The organism is Azospirillum sp. TSH64, assembly GCF_003116035.1.
Taxonomy (GTDB): Bacteria; Pseudomonadota; Alphaproteobacteria; order Azospirillales; family Azospirillaceae; genus Azospirillum.
Genome location: NZ_LGQW01000015.1, coordinates 7,048,869 through 7,072,526, shown reverse-complemented (window position 1 = coordinate 7,072,526; position 23,658 = coordinate 7,048,869). Strand labels below are relative to the sequence as shown.

Annotated in this window: 23 protein-coding genes; 14 read left to right on the top strand and 9 right to left on the bottom strand. The window is 68.0% G+C overall.

Annotated elements, in window-relative coordinates; genetic code table 11:
* The first annotated feature begins 29 nt into the window (after positions 1-29).
* The 11 genes from TSH64_RS33140 (at position 30) to TSH64_RS33090 (ending at position 12,207) form a co-directional block, all read left to right on the top strand.
* Positions 30-1,544, top strand: coding sequence for a mechanosensitive ion channel family protein (locus tag TSH64_RS33140; protein WP_109451586.1), 1,515 nt, complete (start codon positions 30-32; stop codon positions 1,542-1,544).
* A gap of 85 nt (positions 1,545-1,629) precedes the next feature.
* The gene (locus TSH64_RS33135; protein ID WP_109451584.1) at positions 1,630-2,814 is read left to right on the top strand and encodes a hypothetical protein; all 1,185 of its coding nucleotides are present in this window, start codon (positions 1,630-1,632) and stop codon (positions 2,812-2,814) included.
* 162 nt (positions 2,815-2,976) lie between these two features.
* Positions 2,977-3,792, top strand: a complete 816-nt coding sequence (locus TSH64_RS33130) for an IclR family transcriptional regulator (RefSeq protein ID WP_247873292.1) — start codon at positions 2,977-2,979, stop codon at positions 3,790-3,792.
* A 146-nt stretch (positions 3,793-3,938) separates the two neighbouring features.
* Positions 3,939-4,682: an SDR family oxidoreductase gene (locus TSH64_RS33125; protein WP_109451580.1), complete on the top strand. Its 744-nt coding sequence runs from the start codon at positions 3,939-3,941 to the stop codon at positions 4,680-4,682.
* A gap of 97 nt (positions 4,683-4,779) precedes the next feature.
* Entirely contained in the window at positions 4,780-5,625 is an 846-nt protein-coding gene (locus TSH64_RS33120) for a fumarylacetoacetate hydrolase family protein (RefSeq protein WP_109451577.1), read from the top strand.
* 116 nt (positions 5,626-5,741) lie between these two features.
* Positions 5,742-7,316, top strand: a complete 1,575-nt coding sequence (locus TSH64_RS33115) for a sugar ABC transporter ATP-binding protein (protein WP_109451575.1) — start codon at positions 5,742-5,744, stop codon at positions 7,314-7,316.
* Positions 7,313-8,392 (top strand): ABC transporter permease, encoded by a 1,080-nt coding sequence (locus tag TSH64_RS33110; RefSeq protein WP_247873291.1) that lies wholly within the window; start codon positions 7,313-7,315, stop codon positions 8,390-8,392. Before TSH64_RS33115 ends, TSH64_RS33110 begins: the two co-directional genes overlap by 4 nt.
* 58 nt (positions 8,393-8,450) lie before the next feature.
* A complete protein-coding gene (locus TSH64_RS33105) occupies positions 8,451-9,395 on the top strand; it encodes an ABC transporter substrate-binding protein (protein WP_109451573.1) in 945 nt (314 codons plus the stop codon).
* Between the two features lie 115 nt (positions 9,396-9,510).
* On the top strand, positions 9,511-9,819 hold the full coding sequence (locus tag TSH64_RS36070) for a hypothetical protein (RefSeq protein ID WP_199237726.1): 309 nt from the start codon (positions 9,511-9,513) through the stop codon (positions 9,817-9,819).
* 3 nt (positions 9,820-9,822) lie between these two features.
* Positions 9,823-10,638, top strand: a complete 816-nt coding sequence (locus tag TSH64_RS33095; protein ID WP_109451571.1) for an amidohydrolase family protein — start codon at positions 9,823-9,825, stop codon at positions 10,636-10,638.
* Between the two features lie 42 nt (positions 10,639-10,680).
* Positions 10,681-12,207, top strand: a complete 1,527-nt coding sequence (locus TSH64_RS33090) for an altronate dehydratase family protein (protein WP_109451569.1) — start codon at positions 10,681-10,683, stop codon at positions 12,205-12,207.
* A 23-nt stretch (positions 12,208-12,230) separates the two neighbouring features.
* Here the strand turns inward: TSH64_RS33090 and TSH64_RS33085 are convergent, their stop codons facing one another.
* From TSH64_RS33085 to TSH64_RS33055, 7 genes are read right to left on the bottom strand one after another with little or no spacing between them, the layout of a single operon-like run.
* On the bottom strand, positions 12,231-13,412 hold the full coding sequence (locus tag TSH64_RS33085) for a fumarylacetoacetate hydrolase family protein (protein WP_109451567.1): 1,182 nt from the start codon (positions 13,410-13,412) through the stop codon (positions 12,231-12,233).
* A gap of 31 nt (positions 13,413-13,443) precedes the next feature.
* Complete coding sequence (locus tag TSH64_RS33080; protein WP_109451565.1) at positions 13,444-13,899, bottom strand: RbsD/FucU domain-containing protein; 456 nt, start codon at positions 13,897-13,899, stop codon at positions 13,444-13,446.
* Positions 13,900-13,918: 19 nt separating this feature from the next.
* Positions 13,919-14,926, bottom strand: a complete 1,008-nt coding sequence (locus TSH64_RS33075) for an aldo/keto reductase (RefSeq protein WP_247873290.1) — start codon at positions 14,924-14,926, stop codon at positions 13,919-13,921.
* A gap of 20 nt (positions 14,927-14,946) precedes the next feature.
* On the bottom strand, positions 14,947-16,044 hold the full coding sequence (gene ugpC / locus TSH64_RS33070; RefSeq protein ID WP_109451560.1) for a sn-glycerol-3-phosphate ABC transporter ATP-binding protein UgpC: 1,098 nt from the start codon (positions 16,042-16,044) through the stop codon (positions 14,947-14,949).
* Positions 16,045-16,069: 25 nt separating this feature from the next.
* Complete coding sequence (locus TSH64_RS33065; protein WP_098738250.1) at positions 16,070-16,900, bottom strand: carbohydrate ABC transporter permease; 831 nt, start codon at positions 16,898-16,900, stop codon at positions 16,070-16,072.
* Complete coding sequence (locus tag TSH64_RS33060) at positions 16,897-17,829, bottom strand: sugar ABC transporter permease (RefSeq protein ID WP_109451558.1); 933 nt, start codon at positions 17,827-17,829, stop codon at positions 16,897-16,899. Before TSH64_RS33060 ends, TSH64_RS33065 begins: the two co-directional genes overlap by 4 nt.
* Positions 17,826-19,166, bottom strand: coding sequence for a sugar ABC transporter substrate-binding protein (locus TSH64_RS33055; protein WP_109453275.1), 1,341 nt, complete (start codon positions 19,164-19,166; stop codon positions 17,826-17,828). The genes TSH64_RS33060 and TSH64_RS33055 overlap by 4 nt, the downstream gene beginning before the upstream one ends.
* A 227-nt stretch (positions 19,167-19,393) precedes the next feature.
* Here TSH64_RS33055 and TSH64_RS33050 point away from each other — a divergent pair, with 227 nt between their 5' ends.
* Together TSH64_RS33050 and TSH64_RS33045 are read left to right on the top strand one after the other, a co-directional pair.
* Positions 19,394-20,293 (top strand): dihydrodipicolinate synthase family protein, encoded by a 900-nt coding sequence (locus TSH64_RS33050; RefSeq protein WP_109451556.1) that lies wholly within the window; start codon positions 19,394-19,396, stop codon positions 20,291-20,293.
* 29 nt (positions 20,294-20,322) lie between these two features.
* On the top strand, positions 20,323-21,051 hold the full coding sequence (locus TSH64_RS33045) for a GntR family transcriptional regulator (RefSeq protein WP_109451554.1): 729 nt from the start codon (positions 20,323-20,325) through the stop codon (positions 21,049-21,051).
* A 22-nt stretch (positions 21,052-21,073) separates the two neighbouring features.
* On the opposite strand, the gene TSH64_RS33040 is transcribed toward TSH64_RS33045, so the two are convergent.
* Positions 21,074-21,787, bottom strand: a complete 714-nt coding sequence (locus tag TSH64_RS33040; RefSeq protein ID WP_247873289.1) for an aspartate/glutamate racemase family protein — start codon at positions 21,785-21,787, stop codon at positions 21,074-21,076.
* Positions 21,784-22,728: a 3-hydroxyacyl-CoA dehydrogenase NAD-binding domain-containing protein gene (locus tag TSH64_RS33035; protein ID WP_109451552.1), complete on the bottom strand. Its 945-nt coding sequence runs from the start codon at positions 22,726-22,728 to the stop codon at positions 21,784-21,786. The genes TSH64_RS33040 and TSH64_RS33035 overlap by 4 nt, the downstream gene beginning before the upstream one ends.
* Positions 22,729-22,870: 142 nt before the next feature.
* Here TSH64_RS33035 and TSH64_RS33030 point away from each other — a divergent pair, with 142 nt between their 5' ends.
* On the top strand, positions 22,871-23,578 hold the full coding sequence (locus TSH64_RS33030; protein WP_109451550.1) for a GntR family transcriptional regulator: 708 nt from the start codon (positions 22,871-22,873) through the stop codon (positions 23,576-23,578).
* The last annotated feature ends 80 nt before the right edge of the window (positions 23,579-23,658 follow it).

Here is a 23,658-nt window from a genome sequence, read left to right as displayed (position 1 = left end):
CGCACCGGAGAGGAGGCAACGGGAACGCCATGAAGGAAGGGTTGCGCCGTGCGGCCGGCAAACTGACCGCGCCGTTCGTCATCACGCTGGTGGTGCTGTTCGGCTTCTATCTCGGCGGCGACAGCTTCCAGGGGTTCGGGCTGGCCGCGATGGACAGCACGCGCCGCGTGCTGAAATACGTGCTCGGCGTTGCCGCCTTCCTGTCGCTGGCCGTGCTGGTGCAGCGGATCGTCCAGTATGTGATCTTCGACGGCATCGTCGCGTCCGCCACCGGGTCGCCGGTACCGAAGCTGCTGAGCCAGATTTCCGGTCTGGTGATCTTCGGCATCGCCGTGTCCGCCTGCGCCGGCATCGTGTTCGAACAGGATCTGACGGTGCTGTGGGCGGCGTCCGGCGTCGCCGGCCTCGTGCTCGGCATGGCCCTGCGCGAGTTGCTGCAGGACGTGTTCGCCGGCATCGCGCTCAACATCGACCGGGCGATCCGCATCGGCGAATACATCCAGATCCACCGGTCGGGCGACAGCAAGATCAGCGGCCAGGTGCTGGAGATCAGCTGGCGCACCACCCGCGTGCGCGATTTCATGGGCGATCTGGTGATCTTCCCCAACAGCAAGTTCAGCGCCTTCACCATCACCAACTTCAGCCAGCCGGAGGCCAACAGCTTCCGCTTCGTGACCCTGACTCTCGACGCGCGCGTCCCGCTCGCCCGCGCCACCCGCATCCTCCAGGCGGCGGCGCTGGAGGCGATGACCGGACTTGCCGGCCCCGACACGCCGGTCCCCTGGGTCGAGGTCAAGGCGATCCGGCTGGAAGGCGTCGAGTACGCCATCTTCTACAAGGCGGAATGGCGTCATCTGGGCAACGCATCGCCGACGATCCTGCAGACGGTGCTGACCCATCTCGCCTTCGCCGGGCTGGAGACCGCGACCGTCCTGGCGGACGGCCCATCCGCTGCGGACGGCACGCTCCGGCAGGCGGGGGGCGCCGGCCCCGATACGGCGGCCTTGACTGCCCTGCTGCGCGCCACCGCCCTCTTCCGCGGGGTGGGGGATGCGCCGCTGCGCCTGCTGGCCTCCCACGCGGCGATGCGGGAACTGCCGGCCGGTCAGGTGGCGATCCAGGCGGGAGAGGCCGGGACCTCGCTCTATCTCGTGCTGGAGGGGCTGTTGTCGGCAGATGCCGGGCGCCGGTCGGTCCGCGATCCGCTGCCGGCGACGCTGCGCCCCGGCGACCTGTTCGATCCCGCCATCCTGCGCGGCGAAGCCCATGGCAGCACCGTGCGCTGCCGCACGGCGGTCCTGCTGTGCGAATTCGGCCCCGACGCCCTGCAATCCCTGTTCGGCGCCGGTGCCGGCGGAATGGAGTTCGGCGCCGGTGCCGGCGCGATGGAGCGCGTGGCCCGCAACCTCGTCGCCGGTTCCGCCAACCGCTCCACCGAGGATGAGGAACGGGTCGCCGACACCCTGCGGCAGATGCGGCACCTGTTTCCCGCCCCTGTCGGGCGGCAGGGCTCAGCCATCGGCCCGGTCGCGAACACCGGCTGACGAACACCGGCCGACACCACCGACACCACCGACACCCGGCACCGCCGGACAATTTCAACGAAAACGCCAAGGAAGAGGTGACACCATGGATCCCATTTCGCTCGCGGTCGCCTTCATGGCCGCCTTCGGCATCATCTCGACCGATGCCGTCCTGCATGCCGACAGCGTCTCCGTCAGCCTGTACATGCCCGACGAGTTGTCCAAGGGAACCGCCAAGGGCGACGTGATGGAGGACATGTTCATCGCCAAGATGCAGGAGATCGGCGACACCAAGTCCTATTTCGGCAGCCCGAGCGTGCGCTCGACCAAGGCCAAGACCATGGGAGCGGTCCTGGCCAAGACGCTGAAGCTGGAGGATATGACCGCCGCCGTTCAGCACACCTTCGGCATGAAGACGGCGACGGTGAACGGCAGCTTCGCCAAGGACGAGAAGGAGGGCAAGCTCCAGCTCGTCGCCATGGTGCGCGACCCGGACGAGCCGCCCTTCCCGGTGATCGTCAAGCGCAAGGACGGCGAGTCGCTGCCCGACATGATGGGCCGCGCGGCACAGGAGGTGATGGAGCATCTCGCCCCCTATGTGACGGTGGTCTACGCGCTCCAGAGCGCCGACCGCCAGCACGACTACACCGAGGTCGACGAGCTGATCGCCCGCGAGCTGAAGACCTACGCCTCGAAGACCTACTACAGGGAGCGGGCCAGCATTCTGAACATGGCGGGCATCGTCGCCCTTCACAAACAGAAGCCCGACGAGGCCGCCCGCCTGTTCGAGGAGGCCGACCAGACCGACCCTGCCCTGCTCTTCCCCCGCGTGAACCGCGCCTTCGTCATGCTGGTGAAGGACGATGAGAAGTCGGTGGAAACCTATCTGAAGCCGGCGATGGAGTCCGCCCGCTATCAGCGCGCCTACACGCTGCTCGCCGCCGGGGATCTGGTGCGGGCCGGCGCCTTCATGGCAACGGGCCGCTACGATCAGGCGATCACGGCGCTCGACGATGCCGAATATTGGGATCCGACCAGCGCCTTGGTGCCGTCGCTGCGTGCCGAACTGTGCACGGAGCGGGGGGACGTGGTGTGCGCCCAGCGCAACCAGACGAAGGCCCGCGCGAACCTCGACAATTTTGAAACCTACCCGGAGGTCGCGAGCCTTTACTACCACATTTCCTGGCGCAAGGGCGAACCGCTGAAGCCCAGCGATCTGCGCCAGGATCTGGCCAAGCCTTCGGCGGCACAGCCGACAGCGGTCAAGGTGTCCAACACCACCGTCAAATAAGGGAACGGAGCACCGGTCAGGCAAGTCGGGAGCCTCGGAGACCCGAGGCTCCCGTTGCTTCTAGAGTATGGCGCCGGCGACCAACTCCTCCATTGTTTTTCCGGTGAAGTGGGAGAATCATATATAAAACGAAGCCGCACCGGCAAAAGAGGGCACGCCACCATGACCGGAACCGACGCCGACCCGACCGACCTGTCCGCCGATCTGCCGGACACACCGGACCGCGAGCGGCGATACTCCGCCCCGGCGCTGGAAAAGGGGTTGGACATCCTGGAATTCCTGTCCGAGTGCCGCGATCCCCAGTCGTTGCAGCAGATCGGCGACGGGGTGGGACGGACCAAGGGCGAGATCTTCCGCATGGTTTCGGTGCTGGCACAGCGCGGCTACATCGAGCGGCTGGAGGGCGACGACCGTTTCCGCGTCACCGACCGGCTGTTCCGCCTGGGGATGAACCGGCCGGTCAACCGCTCCCTGATCGAAATCGCCCTGCCCTTCATGAACGCCTTCGCCGAGAAGACCGGCTATTCCTGCCATCTCGCCGTGATGTCGGGCACGCAGATCGCGGTGGTGGCGCGGGTGGAAAGCACCAGCCACATCGGCTTCACCGTCCGCATCGGCTACCGCCAGCCCCTGGTGCTGACCGGGTCCGGCCACTGCCTGATGGCCTTCATCGGCGCCCGCCGCCGCCATGGCCTGTATGAGGAGTTGCGGCGGGAGGATCCGTGGATCGACCTGGATGCGCTGGACCGCAACCTGGATGCCGTCCGCGCCGCCGGCCATGTCGCCCGCCCCAGCGGCATCACCGAAGCGGTTGTGGATCTCTCCTGTCCCGTGATCGACCGGCGGGAAGGCGGCGCCGCCGCCGCCCTGACCTGTCCCTATCTGCGCACCCGGCAGGTTCCCAAGGAACCGGCGGAAATCCTGGCCGCGCTCGACGAAGCCAGCCGGCGTATATCGGAAATCTTTTCGTTGGACTGACGGATCGATTTACAGGCGCAATGGCGATGTGTATATAAAATATACGATCCGCGCTGCGGATTGTGGCAACGGCGATGCAACCGGCGGATCGGCAACCGCACCGGACATCGCGCCTGGGGAACAACGCCTGGGGAGAACACACCGCCATGACCGGCAGATTGCAGGGCAAGACCGCCATCGTCACCGCTGCGGCACAGGGAATGGGCCGTGCCGCCGCCCTCGCCTTCGCGGAGGAAGGCGCCAGCGTGGTGGCGACGGACATCAATGACGGGCTGCTGGCGGAGCTGTCGGGGATACCCGGCATCGTCACCCGCCGCCTGGACGTCTGCGATCCGGCGGCGATCCGCGCCTTTGCCGCCGAGGTGCCGGCTCCGTCGGTTCTGTTCAACTGCGCCGGCTTCGTTCATGCCGGCACGGTGCTGGAGTGCGACGAAGACGCCTTCGACTTCGCCGTTACGCTGAATGTCCGGTCGATGTACCGGATGATCCGCGCCTTGCTGCCAGGAATGCTGGAGGCCGGCGGCGGCTCCATCGTCAATATGTCGTCCGTCGCCTCGTCGATCATCGGGGCGCCGAACCGCTTCATCTACGGCACCACCAAGGCCGCGGTGATCGGCCTGACCAAGTCGGTCGCAGCCGACTACGTCACCCGCGGCATCCGCGTCAACGCCATCTGCCCCGGCACGGTGGACAGCCCATCGCTGCACGACCGCATGCGGGCGCTCGGCGATTACGACACCGCGCGCGCCGCCTTCATCGCGCGCCAGCCAATGGGCCGGCTGGGCACGGCGGAGGAGGTAGCGAAGCTCGCCGTCTACCTCGCGTCGGACGAGTCCTCCTTCATGACCGGACAGGCGATCGCCATCGACGGCGGCTGGACGAATACCTGACCGCCGGGCACCTGACCGCCAAGGCTCCGACCGGCAACGGCCCCTTTGGCCGGGCCGCGCAAACGACAAGAAACTCCTAGATCTGGGGAAACGCTCGATGAAGCTTCTGCGCCATGGCCCGCGAGGGGCCGAGAAGCCGGGATTGCTGGATGCCCAAGGGCGTATCCGCGACCTGTCCGCCCATGTCGACGACATCGCCGGCCGCTGGCTGCTGCCGGAAGGGCTGGCGGAGATCGCGGCCTTGCCGGTGGACAGCCTGCCGCCGGTCGACGCCTCGACCCGGCTGGGTCCTTGCGTGGCCTGCACCGGCAAGTTCGTCTGCATCGGCCTCAACTATTCCGACCATGCGGCGGAAACCGGGGCAACGGTCCCGTCGGAGCCGGTGATCTTCATGAAGGCGACCTCCACCATCCAGGGTCCGGACGACCCGGTGGAAATCCCGCGCGGCTCGACCAAGACCGACTGGGAGGTCGAACTGGGCGTCGTCATCGGCAAGACGGCGAAATATGTGTCGGAGGCCGAGGCGCTGGACCATGTCGCCGGCTATTGCGTCGTCAACGACCTGTCGGAACGGGAATTCCAGATCGAACGCCAGGGCCAGTGGTCCAAGGGCAAGAGCTGCGACACCTTCGGACCCATCGGCCCCTGGCTGGTGACCAAGGACGAGGTTCCCGACCCGCAGGCGCTCGACATGTGGCTGGAGGTCAACGGCCACCGCTATCAGAACGGCTCGACCCGGACGATGGTCTATGGCGTCGCCCACATCGTCTCCTACCTGTCGCAGTTCATGAGCCTGCATCCCGGCGACGTCATCTCCACCGGCACGCCGCCGGGCGTCGGGCTGGGGCTGAAGCCGCCGACCTATCTGAAGCCCGGCGACCGGATCGAGCTGGAGATCCAGGGCCTCGGCCGCCAGCGCCAGCAGGTCTACGCGGCGGAGTGACACCAGCCCGGCCGTGACCCGGTCAACGGGGCGGCCGGCAGGATCAGTGGTTTGCTCGACAAAGCAGCCAAACGGCGCGCCCTGGTACGAGGGGCCGCACCGGATGGGGAGGCGCCATGCAGCAAGCGTCGCTCGACACGGCCCCCGGCCGGTTCCCCGCAGCGGTGGCGGGGGCCGAGCTGCTGCGGCTGGACGGCATCACCAAGCGGTTCCCCGGCGTGCTGGCGCTGGACGGCGTCGGCTTCGACCTGCGCCGCGGCGAGGTCCATGCGCTGTGCGGCGAGAACGGGGCCGGCAAATCGACTCTGATGAAGATCATCAGCGGCCAGTACCATCCCGACGAGGGCAGCATCGCCTACAAGGGTGAGATGCGGCGCTTCGCCTCCTCCCTCGACGCCGAACGGGCCGGCATCGCCATCATCCACCAGGAGCTGAACCTCGTCCCGCATCTGAGCGTGGCCGAGAACATCTTCCTGGCGCGGGAACCGAAACGCGGCTGGTTCATCGACCGCAGCGCATTGCGCCGGCAGGCCCAGTCCTGCCTCGATCGTCTCGGCGTCGACATCCGCCCCGACGCGCAGGTCAAATCCCTGTCGGTTGCCCAGTGCCAGATGGTGGAGATCGCCAAGGCGCTGTCGCTGAACGCCGAGATCGTCATCATGGACGAGCCGACCTCGTCCCTCACCGAATCCGAAACCGCCCTTCTGTTCCAGGTGATCCGGGAGTTGAAGGAGCAGGGGGTGGGGATCGTCTACATCTCCCACCGGCTGGACGAGATGGCGCTGATCGTCGACCGGGTGACGGTGCTGCGTGACGGGCGTTACGTCGACACCCGCGCCTTCGCCGACACCTGCGTGGACGAGATCGTCGCGCTGATGGTCGGCCGCTCGCTGGACGACAAATTCCCGGAGCGCACCTCCGTTCCCACCGCCGACGTGCTGATGGAGGTGCGCGGCCTGACCCGCCGCGGCGTCTTCCACGATGTCGGCTTCGAACTGCGGCGCGGCGAGATCCTGGGCTTCGCCGGACTGATGGGCGCCGGCCGCACCGAGGTGGCGCGGGCGATCTTCGGCGCCGACCCGCTGGATGCCGGAACCATCCGGCTCGGCGACGGCGAGATCGCGGTGAAGACCCCGCGCGACGCCATCGCCCACGGCATCGCCTATCTGTCGGAGGACCGCAAGAGCCACGGGCTGGCGGTCAAGATGTCGGTCAGCCAGAACCTGACGCTCGCCAACATGGGGGCGGTGTCCAGCGCGCTGGGCTTCATCGACCGCAAGGCGGAGGAGCAGGCGGCCTGGCGCTACATCCAGATGCTGTCGATCCGCACGCCGTCGCCGCATCAGGTGGCGCGCCTGCTGTCGGGCGGCAACCAGCAGAAGATCGTCATCGCCAAGTGGCTGTTCCGCCAGTCGCGCATCCTGTTCTTCGACGAGCCGACGCGCGGCATCGACGTCGGCGCCAAGTTCGCGATCTACCAGCTTCTCGACCGGCTGGCCGCCGAGGGGATCGGAGTGGTGCTGATCAGCTCCGAACTGCCGGAGATCCTCGGCCTGACCGACCGCGTCGCCGTCTTCCATGAAGGCCGGATCACCGCCGTTCTGAACACGCGCGCGACCAGCCAGGAAGAGATCATGCATTTCGCCTCGGGCCATGGCCGCCCGGCGGCGCCGGGAGCCGGAACGCCATGAGCAATCCCACCACCAAGACCCTCGACGCCGCGCCGTCCGCCGCACCGCGCCAGCCGGTGAGCGACGGTCCACAAACCATGAACAACCGGGTGATGAACGACCGGCGCAAGGATCTGATCCAGAAATTCGCGGCACTCGCCGGGCTGCTGGTGCTGGTCGCCGTCTTCTCCGCGACCAGCGACGCCTTCCTCAGCGTCGGCAACGGCATGACCATCGCCTTGCAGGTGACCTCCATCGCCTATCTCGGCATCGCCGCGACCTGCGTCATCATCACCGGCGGCATCGACCTGTCGGTCGGCTCCGTCCTGGCGCTGTCCGGCGTGGTGGCGGCGCTGGCGGTCAAGGCCGGCGCGCCGGTGCCGCTCGGCATGGGGCTGGGCATCCTGGTCGGCGCCTTCTGCGGCCTGCTGAACGGGCTGTGCGTGACGCGGCTGAAGCTGCCGCCCTTCATCGCCACGCTGGGCATGATGATGGTGGCGCGCGGCGTCGCCTTGCAGATCACCGGCGCGCGCGCCGTGTCGGGCCTGGGCGACTCCTTCGGCGAACTTGGCAATGGCGCCATGTTCCGCATCGTCCGCATCGGCGAGGACGGTTTCCCCGACGTGGTCTTCCCCGGCATTCCCTATCCGGTGGTGCTGATGGTGGTCATTGCCATCGCCGTGGCGATCATGCTGAGCCGCACCACGCTGGGCCGCCACATCTATGCCGTGGGATCGAACGCGGAAGCGGCACGGCTATCCGGCGTCAATGTCGCCGGCGTCACCCTGTTCACCTATGTCCTGTCCGGCACGCTGGCCGGGCTGACCGGCTGCGTCCTGATGTCCCGCCTCGTCACTGCCCAGCCCAACGAAGGCGTGATGTACGAGTTGGACGCCATCGCCAGCGCCGTCATCGGCGGCACCTCGCTGATCGGCGGGGTGGGGACGATCTCCGGCACCGCCATCGGCGCCTTCGTGATCGGCATCCTGCGCAACGGGCTGAACATGAACGGCGTGTCGGCCTTCACCCAGCAGATCATCATCGGTCTGGTCATCCTGCTGACCGTCTGGATCGACCAGATCCGCAACCGGCGCTGACCGGCGTTTCCCGAAAAGCAAACAAACCAACCCCAATAATCCAACAGGGAGTGAAACCATGAAGCGCTTCGTTTCGGCCTGTCTGGCGTCCGCCATCGCTCTCGCAGCCGGTTCGGCACTCGCCGCGGATAAGGAAATCGCCGTGGTGGTGAAGACGGTGAACTCCACCTTCTGGCAGAATGTGCAGAAGGGAGCCGCCACCGCTCAGAAGGAGGCGGACGGCTACACCATGACCTTCCAGGGTCCGGCGGCGGAATCGGCCATCGCCGATCAGGTCAACATGGTGGAGAACGCGGTGAACCGGAAGGTCGCCGGCATCGTGCTGGCTCCCTCCGACCCCGACGCGCTGGTCCCGGTGCTGAAAAAGGCATGGGAGGCCAAGATCCCGGTGGTGCTGATCGACTCACCCGTCTCGGACGCCGGCAAGCAGTATTACCAGGCCATGCTGTCCACCGACAACGTCAAGGCGGGCGAACTGTGCGCCAAGGCGCTGATCGACAAGGTCGGCACCAGCGGCAAGATCGCCGTCATGTCCTATGTCGCCGGTGCGGGTTCGGAGATCGGCCGGGTCGGCGGCTTCACCAAATACATCAAGGACCATTCCAAGCTGGAGATCGTCGGTCCCTTCTATTCCCAGTCGCAGATGGCGACCGCGCTGAACCAGACCACCGACGTGCTGGCCGCCAACCCTGACCTGAAGGGCATCTTCGGCGCCAACGAGCCGACCGCCATCGGCATGGGCCGCGCGCTGGCCCAGAACGGCAAGGCTGGCCACATCGCCGCGGTCGGCTTCGACGGCAACCAGGACCTCCAGGGCTTCGTCAAGGACGGCACGCTGGAGGCCATCGCCGTCCAGGGCTCCTACCAGATGGGCTATCTGGGGGTGCAGACGGCGGTCAAGCTGACCAAGCGCGAGAAGGTCGAAAAGGCGCTCGACACCGGCGTCGTGCTGGTGACCAAGGCCAATCTGGCGACGCCGGAGGCGCAGAACGTTCTGTACTGAGCAGCGCCCCCTTCTCCTGACCTTGGGCGTGCACGGCGCCCGGTCCCTCGCCGCGCGCGCCATTTTCTTCGCCATCGAGTTTTCACAGTTGGTTTCCGCAGTCGAGGCGTCCCGCATGAACCTGACCGACCGCCGCACCCTGCCACGCTCCGGCCTGTCGCTCCCGATGATCGGGCTGGGCTGCGCGCAGCTTGGCGGGCTCTACCGCCCGACCGATCCGGCCGAGGCCAACCGCCTCGTCGCCGCCCTGCAATTCCCGCTCGCCCATCCGGCGGTGGCCTCCTGCGTCACCGGGGTGCGCAACGCCGGCGAATTGGTGACCAATCTCGTTTGGCTGCAGGCACCGATCCCCGCCGCCTTCCTGCAGGCATTGAAGGCGCGCGGACTGCTGAATGAAGCGGCGCCTGTTCCGGTGGAGGGGTAAGCGATGCGCATCGACGCCCACCAGCATTTCTGGCTGATGGCCGCCCGCCGGGGCGAATGGCCGCCGCCGGAGCTCGGTCCCATTTACTGCGACTTCCTGCCGCCCGACCTGCTGCCGCTGCTGCTGGAAAACGGCATCGACGGCACCGTCCTGGTGCAGACCCTGTCCAGCGAGGCCGACACCCTGTTCATGCTCGACCTCGCCGCAAAGCACAGCTTCATCCGCGGCGTCGTCGGCTGGACCGACCTGAAGGCACCGGACGCCCCGCAGCGGGTGCAGGCGCTGGCCGCCCATCCCAAGCTGAAGGGCCTGCGGCCGATGGTGCAGACCGAGGCCGCCGACTGGCTGGACAATCCGGCCATCGATCCGGCCGCCACCGCGATGGCCGAAGGGGGACTGAGCTTCGACGCGCTGGTCCTGCCGCCTCACCTGCCGTCGCTGCTGCGCTTCGCCTGTCGGCATCCGGCCCTGTCCATCGTCATCGATCACGCCGCCAAGCCGGAGATTGCCCACGGCGGCACTCCCGGCTGGGCGGAGGACATGGCCGCCCTCGCCGCCTTGCCCAATGTCCGGTGCAAGCTGTCCGGCCTGCTGACCGAAGCGGGCGAGCGCACCGGGATCGACGACATCCGGCCCTATGTGGACCGCCTGATCGCCCTGTTCGGCACCGACCGGCTGCTCTGGGGCAGCGACTGGCCGGTCCTGCGGCTGGCCGGCGACTATCCCGGCTGGCTGGAGATGTGCCGCCAGCTGGTCCCCGCAGCGGCGCATGACGCGGTGTTCGGCGGCAATGCCGCAACCTTCTACCGGCTGGGCTGATCCCACGTCCGCCGTCCCATTCTATCCTCAAGGACCAGACCGATGCCGTCTTCCGTTCCCGAACTTCTCCTGCTGAACCCGTCGGACAGCGTCGCGGTCGCCACCCGTGAAATCCCGGCGGGCAGCCCGGTCGCCGTCGGCGGCTTCGCCGGCACCGCCGCCGCCACCATCCCCAGCGGCCACAAGATCGCCATCCGCGCCGTGGCGCTGGGCGAGCCGGTGGTCAAGTACGGGCAGGTGATCGGCACAGCCACCCAGCCCATCGAACCCGGCCAGCATGTCCACGTCCACAATCTCGGCATGGGCGAGGCCCGGTTGGACCACGGCGCCACCCGCATCGTCGAGGCCGACCGCGGCGCGGAGGAGGCGACCTTCCTCGGCATCCGCCGGCCGTCGGGGCAGGTCGCCACCCGCAACTACATCGGCGTCATCGCCAGCGTGAACTGCTCCGCCACCGTCTGCAAACGCATCGCCGATGCCTTCACTGGCAACGCGCTGGCCGACTATCCGAACGTCGACGGGGTGGTCGCCATCGTCCACGGCAGCGGCTGCGGCATGAACGGCACCGGCGAGGGCATGGCGATCCTGCGCCGCACGCTGCGCGGCTATGCCGACCACGCCAATTTCGCCGGGCTTCTGCTGGTCGGGCTGGGCTGCGAGATGAACCAGATCGCACCGCTGGCCCAGACCCTGGCGCCGCGCCCGAACGGGCTGATCGCCACCCTGACCATCCAGGAGGAAGGCGGCACCCGCGAGACCATCGACCGCGGCGTCGCCCTGGTCCGCGCCATGCTTCCCATCGCCAACGATGTCCGGCGCGAGCCGGTGCCGGCCAGTTATTTGACGGTCGGTCTGCAATGCGGCGGCTCCGACGGCTATTCCGGCATCACCGCGAACCCGGTGCTGGGTGCCGCGGTCGATCTGCTGGTCGCCCATGGCGGCACCGCCATCCTGTCCGAGACGCCGGAGATCTACGGCGCCGAGCATCTGCTCACCGCCCGCGCCGCCTCCCCGGCCGTCGCCGACAGGCTGATGGACCGCATCCGCTGGTGGGAGGACTACACCCGCCTGCACAAGGGCGACATGAACAACAACCCGTCGCCCGGCAACAAGGCCGGCGGCATCACCACCATCCTGGAGAAATCGCTGGGTGCGGTCGCCAAGGGCGGCGGCACCCGTCTGAACGCGGTGGTCGATTACGCCGAGCCGGTGACCGACCACGGCCTCGTCTTCATGGACACACCCGGCTACGACCCGGTGTCGGCGACCGGACAGGTGGCGGGCGGCGCCAACCTGATCGCCTTCACCACCGGCCGCGGATCGACCTACGGCTGCAAGCCGACGCCGTCGCTGAAGATCGCCACCAACAGCGCGCTCTATGCCCGCATGGGCGACGACATGGACTTCAACGGCGGCGCCGTGCTGGACGGCGGCACCAGCGTGGCGGAGGCGGGGGCTGCCCTGTTCCGCCTGATGCTGGACACCGCGTCGGGCCACCGCACCCGCAGCGAGGAGAACGGCATCGGCGACAACGAGTTCGTGCCCTGGCAGATCGGCGCCGTCATGTGACGGCGCTCGACCGGGGGCGCTGCTCAGCCTTTCAGCGCCCCCCGCCGTGCCAGCGAACGCATCAGGTCGGCGATGCCGATGGTCCAGGGTTCGCAGGCGTCGCTCGGCCGCATGCGGTTGACCAGCGCGCCAAGCTTGGGGGCGGCGATGGTGACGATGTCGCCCTCCTTGTGGGTGAAACCGCCGCCGGGGTTGTCGCGGTCCTGGGTCGGCGCGAACATGGTGCCGAGGAAGAGGGCGAAGCCGTCGGGATACTGATGGACCGGCCCGACCGTCTGGGCGACGAGATCCTCCGGATCGCGGCTGATCCGCGAGATCGAGGACAGGCCGGCCAGTTGGAAGCCCTCCGGCCCCTCGACCGTCAGGGCGACGTCGGTGCTCCGCACATCGTCCAGCGTGAAGGTTTGGTCAAAGAAGCGGATGAAGGGACCGATGGCGCAGGATGCGTTGTTGTCCTTCGCCTTCGACAGCAGCAGGGCCGACCGGCCTTCGAAATCGCGCAGATTGACGTCGTTGCCCAGCGTCGCCCCGGTGATGCGGCCATCGGGGGCGACGATCAGCACCACCTCCGGCTCCGGGTTGTTCCAGGTCGATTTGGGGTGCAGCCCGGCGTCCATCAGCGTGCCGACCGACGACAGGACGGGCGCCTTGGTGAAGACCTCCGCATCCGGGCCGATGCCGACCTCCAGATACTGGCTCCAGGCGCCCTGGGCGATCAGCACCTCCTTCAGGCTCATCGCCGCGTCGGAGCCGGGCTTCAGCGCCGCCAGATCGTCGCCGACCAGCCGCTGCACCTCGGCGCGGATCGCCTCGGCGGCGTCGGGGTTGCCGCGGGCGCGCTCCTCGATCACCCGCTCCAGCATCGACACGGCGAAGGTGACGCCGGCCGCCTTCAGCACCTGTAGGTCGGTCGGCGCCAGCAGCCAGGGAGCGTTCGCATCGCGCGTGTCCGGCGGCGTGTTGGCGAGGATGTCGGCCAGCGCGCCGATGCGCTCCCCCGCCGCCGCGGCAAGCTCCGCCGCCGGATCGGGCCGGGCGGCCAGTTCGCTCATGGTCGGGAAGGTCGCGGTCACGTCGTACACGCCGTCGGCGCGCACCGCCACCACCGACGGGCCGATGCCCGGCCGCCAGACCCGCCCGGCCAGGGTGCCGGCATAGCCGTCGTTGGGAAGGGTTCGGGTCACATCCACGGGGAACTGGATCATGTCGAAGTCCGAATCTTGAAATTGGGTCGGGTTACGGCACGTCGCCGGCGATGACGCCCTTGCGCAGCAGGAAACAGCCATAGGGCCGCGGATCGCCGACCTGCACGACGGCGAAGGCACAGCGGGCGGCGTCGTAGAAGGCGAACCGCTCGATCCCCTGCAAGGGCTGCGGACGGCCCTCGGCGCGGTCGACCTCCGCCTGCACCTCTTCTTGCACGATGGGGATTGCGGAGGGATCGCCCACCACCTCCATCCGGCGCACCGGGTCGGGCACGAAGCCGTCGAGCGGGAAGACGCTGAGGATGCTGCGGGCGGCGCGTGCCATCGTCACCCCCGGCAGCACGATCAGCCGGCCCGAGATGGTGGCGCGGGCGATGGTCTCCGCCGGATGGTTGGCATCGACCAGCGCCAGATCGTCGCCGTGGCCCATGGCGGCCAGCACCCACAGCAGGTCGGGGGACAGAAGCGGGTCGAGTCCTTTCAGCATGGCTCTTATCCTTATCGGTTCAGGCCGGCACCGGCACGTCCGCCGCCAGCAGCCCTTCGCCCTTCAGATCGGACCACAGCGCAGCCGGCACAACCGCCGCCATGGCGGCGAGGTTGCGGCTCACCTCCCCGGCCGTCACCGCCCCCAGCACCACCGACGACACCGCCGGATGCCCCAGGGCAAAATGCAGCGCCGCGGTGGCGAGCGGCACGCCATGGACTCGGCAGACCGCCTCGATCCGCTCCACCCGCTCCAGAATATGGACCGGCGCCGGACCGTAATTGTACTTGGCGCCAGGAACGGCGCCGCTGGCGAGGATGCCGGAATTGAAGACGCCGCCGAGCATCACGCCGATGCCCTTGGCCTCGGCCAGCGGCAGGAATTCGTCCAACGCCGGCTGCTCCAACAGCGAATAGCGTCCGGCCAGCAGCATGGCGTCGAAATCGCCGGCGTGAGCGAAGCGGACGCACATCTCCGCCTCGTTGACGCCGACGCCGATGGCCTTGACCGTGCCGTCGGCCCGCAGCCGGTCGAGCGCGCGATAGGCGCCGTTCATCGCCTCGGCGAAGCGGGCCTCGATGCGGTCGGCGCCGTGCGTCCAGACATCGACGTCATGGATCAGAAGCACGTCGATGCGGTCGGTGCCCAGCCGCAGCAGCGACTGCTCCACCGACCGCATCGTGCCGTCATGGGAATAGTCGATCACCGCCCGGTGCGGCAGTCCGCCGGCATAGCCCGACCCGTCGCCCCGGCCCTGCCGCGGGTCCATCCAGCGCCCGACCTTGGTGCAGAGCACGACGCCGTCGCGCCCGGCCTGACGCAGGGCGGCACCGCAACGCGCCTCCGCCAGCCCGTGGCCGTAGAGCGGCGAGGTGTCGAGCAGCGTGACGCCCGCCGACAGGGCGGCGACCGCGGTGCCGACCGCGACGGCCTCGTCGAGACGGCCGTACAGGTCGCCCAGCGGCGCGGCGCCGAAGCCGATCTCCGAAACGGCGATGCCGGTGCGGCCCAGGGCTCTGGTTGGCAAGGATTCTGCTATCGGTGTCATCACAGGCGCAGCCCGGTGTCGGGGTTGAACAGATGGGCCAGCGCTGGATCGGGGGCGATGCGCACCACCTCGCCGGGCTTGGCGCCGGTGCGCTCGCGCAGGACCCAGGTCAGCTCGCGCTTGCGATCCTCCCGGCCTACTCCCACCTGACCGGCCTTCCCTCCGAGCGGGCGCAGCACCATCTGGGTTTCCGACCCGGTCGGCTCGACCACCACCACCTCGGCGGCCATCCCTTCGTCGGCGAGGCGGAAATGCTCCGGCCGCACGCCATAGACCGCAAGCCGCCCGTCCGACGCCGCCGGCACGCGGCCCGCAAGCGGCAGGCGGTCGCCGCCGTCGGTGGTGAAGCCGTCGCCGCCGATGCTGCCGGGGATGAAGTTCATCGCCGGCGAACCGATGAAGCCGGCGACGAACATGTTGGCCGGATTGTCGTAGAGGTCGAGGGGTGCGCCGATCTGCTCGATGATGCCGTCATGCATCACCACGATCTTGTCGGCCATGGTCATGGCTTCGATCTGGTCGTGGGTGACATAGACGGTGGTGGTCTTCAGCCGCTGGTGCATCTCCTTGATCTCGGTGCGCATCTGCACGCGCAGCTTGGCGTCGAGGTTGGACAGCGGCTCGTCGAACAGGAAGACCTTGGGGTCGCGGACGATGGCGCGCCCCATCGCCACGCGCTGGCGCTGGCCGCCGGAGAGCTGGCGCGGGAAGCGGCCGAGCAGCGGCCCGAGGCCGAGGATGCCGGCCGCCCGCTCAACCTTGGCCGCGATCTCGCTCTTGGCGGTGTTCTTCAGCCGCAGCGCGAAGCTCATGTTGTCGGCGATGGTCATGTGCGGGTAGAGCGCGTAATTCTGGAACACCATCGCGATGTCCCGGTCCTTCGGCGGCACGTCGTTGACGACGCGGTCGTCGATGGCGACGGTGCCGCCGCTGATCTCCTCCAGCCCGGCGATCATGCGCAGCAGGGTGGATTTGCCGCAGCCCGACGGGCCGACGAGGATGACGAACTCGCCGTCCTGGATGTCGATGGATACGCCCTTGATGATCTCGACCGGACCGTAGGATTTGCGGACGTTCCGAATGCTGACGGAGGCCATGGGGTCGTCTCTTTCTTGGGATGGATCAGCCGCCCTTGACGGCGCCGGCGGTCAGGCCCGCCACGATCTGGCGCTGGGCGGCCACGGTCAGGATCAGCACCGGCAGCGTCACCACCAGGGCTGCGGCGGCCAGCGGGCCCCAGCTCACCTGCTCGAAGGACAGCATGTTGTAGACGGCGACCGGCAGGGTCCGCGTCTCGCGGCTGGCCAGCACGATGCCGAAGACGAAGTTGTTCCAGGAGAAGATCACCGACAGGATGAAGGCGACGACGATGCCGGGCTTGGCGATCGGCAGCGCCACCTTGGCGAAGATCTGCCAGCGCGTCGCACCGTCGACCATCGCCGCCTCCTCCAGCTCCATCGGCGTCGTCTCGAAATAGCCGATCATGATCCAGATCACGATGGGCACGGTGACGACCAGATGGATGATGATCTGCGGCCACAGCGTGCCGAGCAAGCCCAGCCACTGGAACAGCAGGAACAGCGGGATCAGGAAGGACAGGCCGGGCGTCATGCGGGCGATCATGATGACCACCGCCGACTTGTGCGCCCGCATCCGGGCGATGCCGTAGCCGGCGGGCACGCCGACCACCAGCGCGAACAGGGTGGCCGCCCCGGTGACGATCAGGCTGTTCCAGAAATAGAGCAGGAAGCTGTTGCCCTCGAAGATCGTCGTGTAGTTCTTCCAGGCGAAGCGGTCCGGGATCAGGATCGGCGGGTAGGCGCCGTTGTCGATCTCAAACTTCAGCGACAGCGACAGCATCCAGATGAAGAACAGCAGCGCCGGCGACACCAGCAGCAGGACGCAGACGGCCATGCCGGCCTTGTCCAGGAGCTTTCTCAGCGGCCGGCTCATTGCCCGTCTCCCGTATTCCAGGCGCTACGCTGGCGCAGGTACAGCAGGATCAGCGACAGCAGGATGATCAGCACGAAGAACACCACCGCGATGGCCGAGCCGTAGCCGATGTCGTAATAGGTGAAGGCGACGCTGTAGAGATACAGGTTGATCGTCTCCGACGCCGTGCCCGGCCCGCCCTGGGTGATGGTGTAGAGGATGTCGAAGCTCTTCAGCGCGTCGATGGTGCGGATGATGACCGCCACCATCAGGAAGGGCTTGATCATCGGCAGGGTCAGATAGCGGAAGCGCTGCCAGGCGGTGGCGCCGTCGATCTGCGCGCTCTCGTACGGCTCGGTCGGCAGCGCCGCCAGACCGCCCAGCACGATCAGCATCACCAGCGGCGTCCATTGCCAGGTTTCCACCAGCACCAGCGACAGGATCACCGTGCTGGGGTGGTAGACCCATTGCAGCGGTCCGATTCCGACCAGAGACAGCAGGTAGTTCAGCACGCCCAGCTGCGGGTGGAACATCATCGTCCACACCAGCGCGATGGCGACCGGGGTCGCCATCATCGGCATGACGAAGATGCCGCGCAGCAGGCCTCTCGCCGGCAGCTTGGTGTTGAAGGCCAGCGCCGCCGCGGTGCCGAGCACCAGCGGGGCCAGGACCGACAGCGCGGTGTAGACCAGCGTGTGGAGCATCGCCTCCAGGAAGCGCACGTCGGTGAACAGCCGGGCATAGTTCTGTAAACCGACGAAGCGCTGTTCCTCGCCGATGCGCCATTCCATGGCGCTCATCCACAGGGTGAAGACCCAGGGAAAGACGATGACCCCGATGACGACGATCAGCGCCGGCACCACGAAGGGCCAGTAGGAAGGCCGGAGCCGCTTCGTCCTGCCGACGGAAGCGGCGCCGACCACACGGTCAGACGAGGTCAGGATGCTCACGTCTTCTCGCTACGCTCGAGGATCGGCTTGAAGTCGGCGGTGGCGCGCTTCAATTCCGCCGCCGGGTCGCTGCCGGAGATCATGTTGGTCAGCGCCCCGCCCAGCACGTCGCGGAATTCAGTGACCGGGATGATGACCGGCAAGGCGAGGCGGCTGATCTTGGCCGATTCGACCACGGCATCGACCCAGGCCGCCGGCATCTTGACGCCCTTGCGCACCTCGGCGTCCGACAGGACGGAGGTGCGGAACGGCACGCCGGCCCCGGCCTGCAACAGGCGGGCGCCCATCAGCTTGCCGGTCGCCCACTGGCAATAGAGATAGGCGGCTTCCTTGTTCTTCGACGCCGCGGTGACGCCGATGCCGTCGCCGGTGGTGGCGGCGGCATGCGCCTTCGGCCCCTTGGGCATCAGGCCGTAACCGACCTTGCCGACGACGCGCGACTTCTCCGGATCCTCCAGCGGCGGGGCGAAGCCGACGCCGTCGAACCACATGCCGACGCGGCCCTGGAGGAAGGCCGACTGGCATTCCGCCCAGTTGAAGCCGGTGACGCCCGGCGGCGCCGACTTGGTCATCAGCGTCTGGTAGAGCTTCGCCGCCTCGATGGCCTCCGGCGTGTCGGTCAGCAGGTTGCGGTTGGCGTCGACGCTGTACTGGTCGTAACCCAGCAGCAGGCTGGTCCACACCGGCGTGTTGGCGTTCTTCATGCCGCGGGCGACGAAGCCGTAGGTCTGGCTCGGCGGGTCGGTCAGTGCCGCGGCGGCGGCCACCATCTCGTCGAAGGTCTTGGGGAAGGACAGGTTCTTCTTGGCGAAGAGGTCCTTGTTCCAATAGACGATCCAGTAATCGACCGAGAAGGGCAAGGCACCGATCCCGCCTTCCGGATTGCGGGCGAAGGTCACGCCGGCTTCGGAGAAGTCGTCGAGGAAGCCGGCGTCGGTCAGCGCCGGGTCCTTGATGAAGGGCGTCAGGTCGGCAAGCCACTTGCCCTTCTCGAACTGGCGCTTCTGGACATGGTAGCTGATGTGCACGACGTCGAAGCTCGGCCGTCCGGAGGTCAGCTCGATCACCGCCTTTTGGCGCTGCTGCTGCTCCGGGGTCTGTTCCGACACCACAGTGATGCCGGTCAGCTCCTCGAATTCCTTCTGGTACTTGGTCAGCGTGTCGCCGCGCGGGCTCTTGATCAGGTTCACCTCGATCTTGGTGCCGGCATATTTGCGCCAGTTGACCCCGCCGGTCTGGGCGAAGGCGGGCAAGCCGATACCGCTGAGGCCCAGCGCACCGGCCGCGGCGCCCGACGCCAGAAGCCGGCGGCGCGACAAAGACATTCCGTTCGACATCGACATGCACTCCTCCCCGTTATCGCCCGGGCCTTTGATGCCCGGCCTTGTCCTGACCGGCGGATACTGTGAGCGACACGGATCCGCGCCGCCACCGATTTGATTGCTTGGTCAACGTATAAATCCAGCGCAGCCCCCTTGCAAACGAAAAACATCCTAGTAACATGTTAGTCGTAACGCGGTGGCCGTTCGGCCGTCCGTCCAGCCGCCCCTGGGAGAAATGCAAAGTGAATCAATCCACTGGCCGCTTCGGTCTGTCCTGCGCGCTGACCACGCCCTACCATGAGGACGGCAGCGTGGATCTGGCCCGCCTGACCCGGCATGTCGCCTGGTGCCTCGCCAGCGGCTGCGACTCGGTGACCCTGTTCGGCACCACGGGAGAGGGTCCGCTGCTCGGCCATGTGGCGCGCGAGCAGATGATCGGCGCGCTGAAAGGCGCCGGCATAGATTTCCGCAGCCATGTGGTCGGCGGCGTCATCGCCGCGTCGCTGCACGACGCGCTGGCCCAGGCCAACCAGCTGCTCGATGCGGACGCGCGGGCGCTGCTGGTCGCCCCACCCTTCTACTTCAAGGGCGTGTCGGACGACGGGCTGTTCGCGTGGTTCTCCAGCTTCATCGCCAAGCTGGGCGACCGGGCGCGCGACATCATCCTCTACCACATCCCGTCGGTCACCGCGGTTCCGCTGTCGATCGAGTTGATCGGCCGGCTGAAGGCCGCCTTCCCGCAGGCGATCACCGGTGTCAAGGATTCGGCCGGCGACTGGGGCTACAGCCAGCAGCTTCTCGCCGCCCACCGCGACGATCTCGCCGTGCTGATCGGCGACGAGCGGGTGCTGGCCCAGGCGGTGCGCGACGGCGGCCAGGGCGCCATTTCCGGCATGGCCAATCTGGTGCCGGGACGGCTGCGGACGGTGGTCCATCAGGGCCGCGACGACGCCGCATTGGTCGAGCTGGTGGACGCCGTGCTGCGCTACCCGGTCACCCCGGCGGTCAAGGCGCTGGTGTCGCACGCCACCGGCGACAGCGCATGGTTGACGGTGAGGGCGCCTTTGCTGCCTATGTCGGTGGCGGACACCGCGACGCTCGGGCATCTCTTCGACCGGGTGTTCGCGGATAGGGCCGCCTGATGGGGCCCTCCTGACGGGACAGCACACGGATGACGACCTCCGCCAACAGCGACCGGGCCAAACCGGATCTGGCCAAGCGAGACCGGGACTCGGTCAACCTGCGCAGCCGGGCTTACGAGAGCTTCACGCAGCGGCTGCTGGCGGACGAGATCCGCCCCGGGCAGTTCATCTCGCAGCGCGAGCTGGTCGAGTTGACCGAACTGCCGCTGGGGGCGATCCGCGAACTGATCCCCCGGCTTGAGGCCGAAGGGCTGGTGAAGACCGTGCCGCAGCGGGGGATGCAGGTCGCCCATGTCGACCTGAACCTCATCCGCGACGCCTTCCAGTTCCGCCTGTTCCTGGAACGCGAAGCGGTGGCGGTCTTCGCCCGGGAGGCGCCGGAGGCGACGGTCCGCGCGCTGCTGGACGATCACGAGCGCATCATCGCCGCCTGCGCCGAAGCGGAAGCCGACTTGGGCGCCGGCGGCATCCGGCCGGCCCTGTTGCAGGAGGCGCAGGACATCGACTGGGCGCTGCACCTGACGATCATCGACGCGCTGGGCAACGCCATCATTTCCGACGCCTACCGGGTCAACCAGATCAAGATCCGGCTGATCAAGCAGTCGAAGACCAGGCTGAACACCGCCGTGCTGGTGCCGACCATGCGCGAGCATCTGGCCATCATCCACGCCATCCAGGCCCGCGACCCGGAGCGGGCCAAAGATGCCATCGGCACCCACATCCTCAGCGCCCGCGACCGCGCCATCGGTCTGCGCTAGGTCTGCACCAAGACCTGCCCGGTTATGGGACCACGCCCGCCGGCTGCGTCAGGCGGCGCAGGGCCTCCACCGCCGCCGCGGGCGTGGTCAGCACCGGGACGGACAGCAGGGGCTGAAGCCTCGGCTGCGCCCGCGCCATCGAGAACTGGCCGAGAATGACGACATCGCAGCCGCGCAGCTGCTCCACGGTCCCTGCGACGCGCTCGTCATGCCCCTCGCCGTCACCGCTCTTGAGCGCCGCCAGCGCGCCGTCGGCAACCGCGACGGTGACCTCGATCCGGCGGCCGGCAGCGGCGGCCATCGCCAGCAGCTCGGTGCGCAGGGACAAGGCGGACGGGCCGAAGCTGACGACGATGCCGATCCGGTCGCCGACCGCCATCGCCGCCTCGAAGGCGGATTCGTTCGGCCGCAGCACCGGGATCGGCAGCTGCCGCTTGACCGCGTCGATGGCCGGGGCGAAGGCGGAACAGGTGAACAGGATGCCCGCCGTGCGTCCACTCGCGCCCACCGTGCCGGCGGCATAGTCGGCCAGCGTCCGGAACCGCCCCATCATCGCCTCGTCGAGCCGGCCGGCCTCCGCCAGATCGACGGCCAGCGAGGTGTCGAGCAGGTCGAAAATCCGCGCCTCCGGCCAATGCGCCCGGAAAGCGGCCCGTGCCGGCGCCACCGATTCCTCTAGCGCATGGATCAGCGCGATGCGCGGCCCCGGCATGGCGGCACCCGTTTCGGCGGTCATGCATCCTCTCCCTGTTTTGCAGTCTGTCGGGCGGCCAGCGCCAGCATCAGCCCGCGGTCCCGTTCGGCCTCCAGCGCGGCGATGGAGCGGCCGGCGGCTTCCTCTGCGATTCCATCGACCAGCAGTTGGCGGACCTCCGGCGTCAGGCTGGGGCTGCCGAGCGTCGCCCAGCGCCGCTCCTGGCTCGGTCCGAGATGGTCGAGGTAATGGGCGATGCCGCCGGGGCCGCCGCCCAGATGATAGGCCATATGGGCGCCGATCACCGACCAACGCAATCCCGGACCATGGACCAGCGCCGCATCGACGTCGGCGACATCGGCAATGCCCTCCGCCACGATGTTGACCGCCTCGCGCCACAGGGCGGACGCCAGCCGGTTGGCGATGTGGCCGACCGCATCCTTCTTCAGCGCCACCGTCTCGCGGCCAAGGCCGCGATAGAAGGCCTCGGCCCGCGCCAGAACCTGCGCATCGGCGGCGAACAGCTCGACCAGCGGCATCAGGTGCGGCGGATTGAAGGGGTGGGCGGTGATGAGGCGCTCGCGCCGCACCACGCCCGCCGCCAGATCGCTCCAGGTCAGCGAGGAGGTGCTGCTGGCGATCACCGCATCCGGCCTTGCCGCCGCCTCCACCTCGGCATAGAGGCTGTGCTTGACCGCGGTCTTTTCCGGCGCGTTCTCCTGAATCCAGCCGGCATCGCCGACCGCCGCCGCAACCGACGGCGCGACGGACAGGCGGCCGGGTTGAGCGGCGGCGGCCCCCAGCGCCTGCAACTGGCCGAACAGCCGCTCCACGCGCTGCGGCAAGGCGGCCAGCACGGCGCCGTCGGGGTCCCAGGCGACCACGTCCAGCCCGTGGGCCAGGAACAGAGCCGACCAGCTTTCGCCGATCAACCCGCAGCCAAGCACGGCAACGGGCGTGGCGGACGGCGGAGGTGGCGGCATTGCGGGAGCACTCCTGCGCAAAAGGATCGAAAAGACGGCCGGGCACGGAGGCGCGCGGCAGGGACAGCTTGACCTTCCTCCGCGACCGGGTCAATATGATGCATCATACAGCAACACAAGATGGCCGGGTGGCGGGCAGACGATGAGCGGGTTCGACCTCAGCCTTCTTGAACACGACAATCTCGGCAGCACAATTTACCAGAAATTGTGCGAGGCGCTGATGCGGGGCGTGTTCAAGCCGAACGACCGGCTGAAGATCCGCGATCTGGCCGAACGGCTGGGGACCAGCGTCACCCCGGTGCGCGACGCCATCCTGCGGCTGGTGCAGGATCAGGCGCTGGTGCTGCGCTCGCCGCGCGACATCCGCGTCCCGATGCTGACCCGCGCCGCCTATCTGGAAATCCGGGACATCCGCGTCAATCTGGAAGGGCTGGCCGCCGCCCGCGCCGCCGAGCGGGCTACACCCGCCCAGATCGAGCAGTTGGAAGCGCTGCTGACGCACAACGAGGAGGCGATGGCCGCCGGCAACACCGCGCTGGCGACCGAACTGAATCAGATCTTCCACTTCAAGCTGGCGGAAATCGCCGACATGCCGGTGCTGGGCGACATTCTGCGGCGGCTCTGGCTCCAGATGGGGCCGTTGATCGCCGACGTCTATGGCGGAGCCGGCCGCACGATGATCGACCATCACTACCCGCTGATGGATGCCATCCGCCGTCATGACGGCCCGGCCGCCGCCCGCGCCATCCAGGACGACATCCAACTGGCCAGCGGACCGATCCTGGAAAGGATCGATGCCGAGCGCCGGGACGCCCAACCGCAAGCCCAACCGGGAACCCTGGTTTCCTGATACATTCCACCGGCACCCGAAGCCGGGCCCCCGCATGACGATGATGCATCAAACATTGACGTTTCGACTGACGAGGAGAG

Excerpts from the sequence above, each read along its gene's own strand:
- TSH64_RS33140 (WP_109451586.1), top strand. The coding sequence starts at position 30 with ATGAAGGAAGGGTTGCGCCGTGCGGCCGGCAAACTGACCGCGCCGTTC.
- TSH64_RS33135 (WP_109451584.1), top strand. The coding sequence starts at position 1,630 with ATGGATCCCATTTCGCTCGCGGTCGCCTTCATGGCCGCCTTCGGCATC.
- TSH64_RS33130 (WP_247873292.1), top strand. The coding sequence starts at position 2,977 with ATGACCGGAACCGACGCCGACCCGACCGACCTGTCCGCCGATCTGCCG.
- TSH64_RS33125 (WP_109451580.1), top strand. The coding sequence starts at position 3,939 with ATGACCGGCAGATTGCAGGGCAAGACCGCCATCGTCACCGCTGCGGCA.
- TSH64_RS33120 (WP_109451577.1), top strand. The coding sequence starts at position 4,780 with ATGAAGCTTCTGCGCCATGGCCCGCGAGGGGCCGAGAAGCCGGGATTG.
- TSH64_RS33115 (WP_109451575.1), top strand. The coding sequence starts at position 5,742 with ATGCAGCAAGCGTCGCTCGACACGGCCCCCGGCCGGTTCCCCGCAGCG.
- TSH64_RS33110 (WP_247873291.1), top strand. The coding sequence starts at position 7,313 with ATGAGCAATCCCACCACCAAGACCCTCGACGCCGCGCCGTCCGCCGCA.
- TSH64_RS33105 (WP_109451573.1), top strand. The coding sequence starts at position 8,451 with ATGAAGCGCTTCGTTTCGGCCTGTCTGGCGTCCGCCATCGCTCTCGCA.
- TSH64_RS36070 (WP_199237726.1), top strand. The coding sequence starts at position 9,511 with ATGAACCTGACCGACCGCCGCACCCTGCCACGCTCCGGCCTGTCGCTC.
- TSH64_RS33095 (WP_109451571.1), top strand. The coding sequence starts at position 9,823 with ATGCGCATCGACGCCCACCAGCATTTCTGGCTGATGGCCGCCCGCCGG.
- TSH64_RS33090 (WP_109451569.1), top strand. The coding sequence starts at position 10,681 with ATGCCGTCTTCCGTTCCCGAACTTCTCCTGCTGAACCCGTCGGACAGC.
- TSH64_RS33085 (WP_109451567.1), bottom strand. The coding sequence starts at position 13,412 with ATGATCCAGTTCCCCGTGGATGTGACCCGAACCCTTCCCAACGACGGC.
- TSH64_RS33080 (WP_109451565.1), bottom strand. The coding sequence starts at position 13,899 with ATGCTGAAAGGACTCGACCCGCTTCTGTCCCCCGACCTGCTGTGGGTG.
- ugpC (WP_109451560.1), bottom strand. The coding sequence starts at position 16,044 with ATGGCCTCCGTCAGCATTCGGAACGTCCGCAAATCCTACGGTCCGGTC.
- TSH64_RS33065 (WP_098738250.1), bottom strand. The coding sequence starts at position 16,900 with ATGAGCCGGCCGCTGAGAAAGCTCCTGGACAAGGCCGGCATGGCCGTC.
- TSH64_RS33055 (WP_109453275.1), bottom strand. The coding sequence starts at position 19,166 with ATGTCGAACGGAATGTCTTTGTCGCGCCGCCGGCTTCTGGCGTCGGGC.
- TSH64_RS33045 (WP_109451554.1), top strand. The coding sequence starts at position 20,323 with ATGACGACCTCCGCCAACAGCGACCGGGCCAAACCGGATCTGGCCAAG.
- TSH64_RS33040 (WP_247873289.1), bottom strand. The coding sequence starts at position 21,787 with ATGACCGCCGAAACGGGTGCCGCCATGCCGGGGCCGCGCATCGCGCTG.
- TSH64_RS33035 (WP_109451552.1), bottom strand. The coding sequence starts at position 22,728 with ATGCCGCCACCTCCGCCGTCCGCCACGCCCGTTGCCGTGCTTGGCTGC.
- TSH64_RS33030 (WP_109451550.1), top strand. The coding sequence starts at position 22,871 with ATGAGCGGGTTCGACCTCAGCCTTCTTGAACACGACAATCTCGGCAGC.